This window comes from Streptomyces griseus (assembly GCF_001715295.1).
Lineage (GTDB): Bacteria > Actinomycetota > Actinomycetes > Streptomycetales > Streptomycetaceae > Streptomyces > Streptomyces griseus_G.
Window position 1 is genome coordinate 182,652 of sequence record NZ_MDKB01000002.1, and the last position, 1,272, is coordinate 183,923.

At 70.4% G+C, this 1,272-nt stretch carries 2 protein-coding genes and 1 pseudogene; 1 reads left to right on the top strand and 2 read right to left on the bottom strand.

The window, feature by feature from the left end:
- A pseudogene (locus BA175_RS07465) lies at positions 1–179 on the top strand (ATP-binding protein); the annotation flags it as partial.
- Positions 180–284: 105 nt separating this feature from the next.
- On the opposite strand, the gene BA175_RS07470 reads toward BA175_RS07465, so the two are convergent.
- Together BA175_RS07470 and BA175_RS07475 are read right to left on the bottom strand one after the other, a co-directional pair.
- A complete protein-coding gene (locus BA175_RS07470) occupies positions 285–488 on the bottom strand; it encodes an acyl-CoA carboxylase subunit epsilon (protein WP_069170502.1) in 204 nt (67 codons plus the stop codon).
- A 62-nt stretch (positions 489–550) separates the two neighbouring features.
- Positions 551–1,272: acyl-CoA carboxylase subunit beta (locus tag BA175_RS07475; RefSeq protein WP_302622484.1), on the bottom strand; the 722-nt coding region annotated here is incomplete at its 5' end.

The following is a 1,272-nucleotide window of genomic DNA, read 5'->3' on the forward strand; positions in this document are numbered from 1 at the left end:
TCGTCATCGCCCTCAACGGCTTCGACGGACACCAGCCCTACACCCCCGACGAGGTCCGCGAAGCACTCCAGATCGGACCGGACACCCCCATCCTGACGACGGACGCCCGCCACCGCGCGGACGCCAAGAGCGCGCTGATCACGCTCGTGGAGCACGCCCTGATGGCCCGCCTGCGCTGATCGCGCCACCGCACGGCGAAGGCCCCGTACTCCGAGCTGGAGTACGGGGCCTTCTTCGTCCGGTTCGGCCCCCACGGGGCCGGGGAACGGCCTGCGGGGGCGCTCTCAGCCCTGCCAGCTGTGCGGGGCGCGGAAACCGGGGGTGCGCTCCAGACGGCGCCATCCGGCGGTGTCACGGCCTCGGCGGGCGGGTGCGTCGGGCTGGGCGGCGGCGCGGGCGAGCAGGACCGCGGTGATGGCCGCGAGCTCCTCGGGGCCCGCGTGGCCCTTCTCGACGCGCAGCACTGACTCGGCGGGGGTGGCGGTCATGGGGTCTCCGTCTTCTGGGCGGCTGGTCGCGGGTGCCGTCGGGGTCGCTGGGGCGGCTGCGGCTACTGCGGCGGGTTGCCGTGCTTGCGGGCCGGCAGGTCGGCGTGCTTGGTGCGGAGCATGGCGAGAGAGGCGATCAGGACCTCGCGCGTCTCGGCGGGGTCGATGACGTCGTCGACCAGGCCGCGCTCCGCGGCGTAGTAGGGGTGCATCAGCTCGGCCTTGTACTCCTTGACCATGCGGGCCCGCATGGCTTCGGGGTCCTCGGCGTCCGCGATCTGACGGCGGAAGATGACGTTGGCGGCACCTTCGGCGCCCATCACCGCGATCTCGTTGGTCGGCCACGCGTAGGTGAGGTCGGCTCCGATGGACTGGCTGTCCATCACGATGTACGCGCCTCCGTAGGCCTTGCGCAGGATCAGCGAGATCCGCGGCACGGTCGCGTTGCAGTACGCGTACAGCAGTTTCGCACCGTGGCGGATGATCCCACCGTGCTCCTGGTCGACGCCGGGAAGGAAGCCGGGTACGTCCAGAAGAGTGATGATGGGGATGTTGAAGGCGTCACACATCTGGACGAACCGTGCGGCCTTCTCGGACGCCTCGATGTCCAGGACACCGGCCAGTGACTGGGGCTGGTTGGCCACGATGCCGACGACCTGGCCGTCCAGCCGGGCCAGCGCGCAGACGATGTTGCGCGCCCAGCGTTCGTGGACCTCGAGGAAGTCGCCGTCGTCGACGAGTTCCTCGATGACCTTGTGCATGTCGTAGGGGCGGTTGCCGTCGG